Raw genomic sequence first — 5,143 nt, 5'->3', positions numbered from 1 at the left:
AGCCTGCTCGAACAGGCGGCCGATACCCGGTTCGTGCGCAAGGCCGCCGCGGTGACAACCTCCGAAGGCGCCCCCACGCTGTTCCAGCTGCTGCGCCGGGAGGCATTCAAACGGGACTGACATCCGGTGTGAACGATGCCCCGCCCAGGGCATCGTTCACACCTTCTGGAATCGGGAGCGACCGGGCTTATCCGAACGGCGTCACCGCACCGGAGGGGCCTGTGCCGCTCACTGATGAGAGCTTGCGCTCCAGTAATGGGTCGTGTAAGGGATGCCGTAAACGTTCCAGTCTTTCTGCGCATCAGAGGTGTAGACGGCGTCGCTCTCCGGAGAAATGCGCAGGCTATTGCTCCAGAAATATCCATCGGCGTAGAGATAAGGCGGAAGATCGTTATCCCAGTACTGGCCTTGCCCGCCGTTGCAGGAACTCAGCCAGACAGCGTTCCGGTCCGACTTGGCATCGGTTGTCAGACAGAGGCCCCTGGTCCGGCTGCTCAACTGGTGCTGGCCGTATGCATTGGCAGAACCAATCCAGTCCCAGTCCTGTGACTGCCAGCCATGGCAGGTGGCTGTGAAAACACCACTGCCTGTCGCCGAGGCCGTCAGGCAATCGCCATTGTACTGGCTTTGGTAGGTCCAGTAGGTAGTGGCCGCCGAGGCCTGGCCAGCCGTCATGGCAACGCCACAGACAGCCAGAGCCGCGGTAGCCAGCAGACCGGCAGCGGTTCGACGCAGACGTCTGATGCCGAGCTTTTTGCGCATACTTTTCCTTCCTCATGGTCAGCATTCCCGGAAAAGCGCGTGCGGCGACAGCCAGGGCCGATATACAAGATCAGTTTCTCGGGGTGGCCGGTCGCCGGACGTTGCGCGCGCTCTCTCCTGTATCCGCCGGGGCCCCATCTGGCACTGCCGGAAAACCGCACGTTGTTGATGCCGGTTCTCGGTGCGGTTACCACCGGGACCTCGGTAGCGAGGACACGGCACATCGTGGCACCCACGATGCGGTCGTGTATTGAATAAACGCGCACCCCCGCAGCCCGGCTCGGCCAGCCTGTCGGTCTCGCGCCGCGGGCTCAGGCGGGAAGCCCGGTGCTCAACATGACGCTGGTGACCTCTCCGGGCATCCGGTCCCAACGCTCCCAGGGCCCCGGTCCGACGGGAGCGGCGTTGCGGTCGGTGAGGAAGCGGCGCGGGGTGGAGCCGGTCATGGCCTTGAACTCGCGGGCGAAGTGCGCCTGGTCACTGAACCCGCAGGTCGCAGCGATCTGCACCGGCGCCGTACCGGTGGCCAGCAGCCGCAGTGCGCGCCGTAGCCGCAGCACCCGTGCCGCCGCCTTGGGTGACAGGCCGATCTGCTCCCGGAAGCGGTTTTCCAGCTGACGTCGTCCCCAGCCGGTCCCCGCGGCCAGTCGGGCGATGGGGATCGTCCCGCCCGTACGGATCAGCTGCTGCCAGGCCCACACCACCCGCGGCGAGTGGACGGGCCCGCGGTCGATCCACTGCGCGAGCACCGTGTCCAGCAACGCGAACCGCTGCTCCCAGTCCGGCAGGGCCGCCAGTGCCCCGGTCAGGTCACGGACACCGCCACCAAGAAGATCACCCGGATCCACGACACGCTCGGCCACCTCGTGCATGGCCACACCGAACAGGGTGAACGCCACCCACGGCATGAGGACCACTTCCACCGCGTACAGGCTTCTGCTGTTCTCAACTATTTTGGCCCGCGTCTGGAGCCCGGCGAGAAAAGACGCGTAACTGTCCACCGCCACCCCTTCGCCAACGCCGCTCACGCGCAGTTCCTCGGCAAATCCCAGAACGAGGGTCACCGCACTGACAGGAATCTCTAATTTCCGCCGCGGGCGCAGCAGGTGCATCCGGTGCCCCCGGTAGAGATGCACTCCCGGGCGCAGCCGGGGATGCGGCCGGGCGAACGCGATCTCCGCATCCCCTGCAGGGCTGATAAAGTGCAGCATCCCCGTTCCTTCCGATCGGGACATGACATGGCATGGGTATCGCGAATCTCACCGGTGTGCGGGAAGCGCGGGTCACCGGTTCCGGGTGCGGAAGGTACGCCGATAGACGGCCGGCGAGACGCCGACGGAGGCGCGGAAATGCTGCCGGAGGGAGACGCCGGTGCCGAACCCAGCCTGTCGGGCGACGATGTCGATCGGCAGGTCGCTGCTTTCGAGAAGGTGCCGGGCGCGTTCCAGCCGCTGCCCGGTCAGCCACTGGCCGGGGGTCAGGCCGACTTCGTCGCGGAACCGCCGGGTGAAGGTGCGTACGCTCATGCCCGCGTGGGCGGCGAGCTCAGCCAGGGACAGCGGTTCCGGCAGCCGCTCGAGCGCCCAGGCGCGGGCGGGAGCGGTACTGGCGGTCGATGGCGGCGGGACGGGATGTTCGATGTACTGGGCCTGTCCCCCATCACGCCATGGCGGCACAACGCAGAGACGGGCCACGCGGTTGGCGACCTCGCTGCCGTGGTCGCGACGGACGAGGTGCAGGCACAGATCGATGCCGGAGGCGGCACCCGCCGAGGTGAGCACATCGCCGTCGTCCACGAACAGCACGTCAGGATCGACCTTCACCCGGGGGAACATCCGCTGGAAGCGGTCGGCCTCAAACCAATGGGTGGTGGCCGGGCGGCCGTCGAGCAGGCCCGCGGCGGCCAGAAGGTACGAGGCTGTGCAGATCGACACGATGCGTGTACCCGCCGGGATGCCGGCAAGCGCGCCGGCTACCAGCTCGGGCAACCGCCCGGCCATGTTGATCTCGAGTGGATGGACGGGTGGGATGACGACGGTGTCCACCGCCGCGAGGACCCCGGCCGTGTGGTCGACGGCGATGCTGAACCCCGCATCGGTGCGGACCGGCCGGCCGTCGACGGTACAGACGATCACCTCGTAAAGCGGCTCGCCAGCTGACCCGATGGCGGCGGTGAAGATCCGCCCTGGAATGCCGAGTTCGAACGGGATGACTCCGTCCAGGGCGAGCACGGCGACCCGATGCATGGCCAGATCCTATCGGATGGTGTCTTGCGGGCCACTTCCGGCGGATCAGGTGCCGGGTCATCCTGACGTGGTGGTCCGGCTCCCCGCGTAGGGGAGGCGGAGACGGGGGCGTGCCGACGTGCCCGTTGGTTGTCCTGGTTCTCCTGGAAGGAACGCCGCGTGAAATCGATCGTGTACGAACGGATCGGGGGCTCCGATGTGCTGCGGCTGGTAGAGCGGGTGGAGCCCGAGCCGGGGCCGGGTCAGGTCCGGGTCCGCGTCGCCGTGTCGGGGGTGAACCCGACGGACTGGAAGGTGCGCCGGGGAGCGCTGGGCTCGTCGCTCCCGCCGGCCGGTCAGGTTCCCAACCAGGATGGCGCCGGCACCGTCGACGCGGTCGGTGAGGGAGTGGATCCCACGCGGATAGGACAACGCGTGTGGATCTGGGAGGCCACCTGGCAGCGAGCTGACGGCACCGCGCAGGAGGCGGTGGTACTACCCGCACGCCAGGCGGTGCCGCTGCCCCCGGCTGCCTCGTTCGACCTCGGGGCGAGCCTCGGCATCCCAGCCCTGACCGCGCACCGCGCCCTCACCGTCCACCCGGACGGCCCGTCCGTCCTCGGACCATCGGCGCTGGCCGGCCGGACCGTGCTCGTCGCCGGCGGCGCGGGAGCGGTCGGGCACGCCGCGATCGAGCTGGCGCGCTGGGCCGGGGCGAACGTCGTCTCCACCGTCAGCTCTCCGCGGAAGGCAGCGTTGGCCTCCGCGGCCGGCGCGCACCATGTCATCAACTACCGCACGCCGGACGCGGCCGAAGCGATACGCAAGACCGCCCCCGACGGCGTCGACATAGTGGTCGAGGTGGACCCCGTCGTGAACGCCGCGCTCAACCAGCAGGTCATAGCCCCGAACGGGGTCATCGCCATCTACGCCGACACCAGCGGCTCCCAGCTGACCGTTCCCCTCCAGCCGCACATGTTCGCCAACACCCGCCTGCAGTTCGTGCTCGTCTACACGATGCCCGACACGGCGAAACACCAAGCCATCGAGGACGTGAACGCCGCCGTGGCCGCCGGCGCCCTGCGGACCGGCGAAGACGCCGGGCTGCCGCTGCACCGCTTCCCGCTGACCGGGACAGCCGCCGCGCACGACGCGGTCGAGGGCGGCGCGGTCGGGAAGGTCCTCATCGACATCCACCATGACGAACAACCGAAGCCACCGGCCTCGCGGTAATCACCGAACAGGGCCTGCGTCACCGCGACACGGACAATCCGGCCCTGTCCACGTCGCGGCGCCCTTCAGGAACCGTGCACCCGTAGAACGAGGAACAGCCCTGATGACCAGCCAGACAACAACAGAGCACCCCGACCGGCAAGGAGAGCACCCGGACGGGAAAGGGATGCCGGCGTTGCCCGCAAGCGCCCACCGGCTGTTCGCATCGGACCGGGAGGCAACCGTCGTGACGATCGACCCTGACGGTACGCCGCAGGCCTCGCTGGTGTGGATGGCCCTCGACAGAGGCAGCCTCGTCTTCGGCGTGGAGGAGCATCGCCGGAAAGTACGCAACCTGCGCCGGGACCCGCGAGCGACGGTCATCATCCACGACAACGAGCGAACCGCCGACGGAACCGCGGACGGCCTCACCCAATACCTCACCGTACGGGGCCGAGCAACCCTCCTCGGCCCAGGGATCCCACACGAATTCACCGCACTCATGGACACCCTGGCCCAGCGCTACCTCGGCACCGATGTCTACCCCTTCAGGAACCGCGGCTCCGAAACCGGAATGATCATTCGGATCGCGGTCGAGCGGGTCGGCGGCGTCGGCCCGTGGGCGGACTGACACAGCACCGTTGCACTCGCCCATTACCAGCGATCCTGACCCCGGACCCTCCCGTCAGCAGGAACCCATACGACCGGATCACAGAGACCTCAGACACCCCGGAACGGCTCCGGAGGAGCTGACACCCTCATCTTCGTCAAGCTGCTGGGGTGGCTGATCCGGTCGTCTGCCCTCCTCGTCGTTCCAGCCTCGTCCTCATGGCCGTCAGTCCCGAACGTTGTCCCGATCAAGAGGCAGATGTACGACCGCGCCGGATTTCCCCTGCTCCGGCGGCGGATCCTGCTCTCATGACACCGTCTGTCACCACTGGAAT

Annotated in this window: 6 protein-coding genes; 2 read left to right on the top strand and 4 right to left on the bottom strand. The window is 67.9% G+C overall.

Annotation, left to right across the window (positions count from 1 at the left end):
- Window positions 1-228: 228 nt before the first annotated feature.
- The 3 genes from NBW84_RS22375 to NBW84_RS22365 all read right to left on the bottom strand — a co-directional run bounded on the left by NBW84_RS22375 (window position 229) and on the right by NBW84_RS22365 (window position 3,008).
- Entirely contained in the window at window positions 229-762 is a 534-nt protein-coding gene (locus NBW84_RS22375; protein WP_250287166.1) for an RICIN domain-containing protein, read from the bottom strand.
- 311 nt (window positions 763-1,073) lie between these two features.
- Window positions 1,074-1,973, bottom strand: a complete 900-nt coding sequence (locus tag NBW84_RS22370; protein ID WP_250287164.1) for a helix-turn-helix domain-containing protein — start codon at window positions 1,971-1,973, stop codon at window positions 1,074-1,076.
- A gap of 72 nt (window positions 1,974-2,045) precedes the next feature.
- Entirely contained in the window at window positions 2,046-3,008 is a 963-nt protein-coding gene (locus NBW84_RS22365) for a helix-turn-helix domain-containing protein (RefSeq protein ID WP_250287163.1), read from the bottom strand.
- Window positions 3,009-3,167: 159 nt separating this feature from the next.
- On the opposite strand from NBW84_RS22365, the gene NBW84_RS22360 reads away from it, so the two are divergent.
- Window positions 3,168-4,220 (top strand): NADPH:quinone reductase, encoded by a 1,053-nt coding sequence (locus NBW84_RS22360; protein WP_250287160.1) that lies wholly within the window; start codon window positions 3,168-3,170, stop codon window positions 4,218-4,220.
- A 103-nt stretch (window positions 4,221-4,323) separates the two neighbouring features.
- Window positions 4,324-4,830, top strand: coding sequence for a TIGR03618 family F420-dependent PPOX class oxidoreductase (locus NBW84_RS22355; protein ID WP_250287158.1), 507 nt, complete (start codon window positions 4,324-4,326; stop codon window positions 4,828-4,830).
- Window positions 4,831-4,919: 89 nt separating this feature from the next.
- Here NBW84_RS22355 and NBW84_RS22350 read toward each other — a convergent pair.
- Window positions 4,920-5,143, bottom strand: a 224-nt coding sequence (locus NBW84_RS22350; protein WP_250287155.1) for a hypothetical protein, incomplete at its 5' end; no start/stop codon positions are given.

The sequence above is a fragment of the Protofrankia sp. CiP1_Cm_nod2 genome (genome assembly GCF_920664355.1).
GTDB lineage: Bacteria > Actinomycetota > Actinomycetes > Frankiales > Frankiaceae > Protofrankia.
Note: the sequence above shows the minus strand (reverse complement) of the source record. Positions and strands in the feature narration are given on the sequence as shown.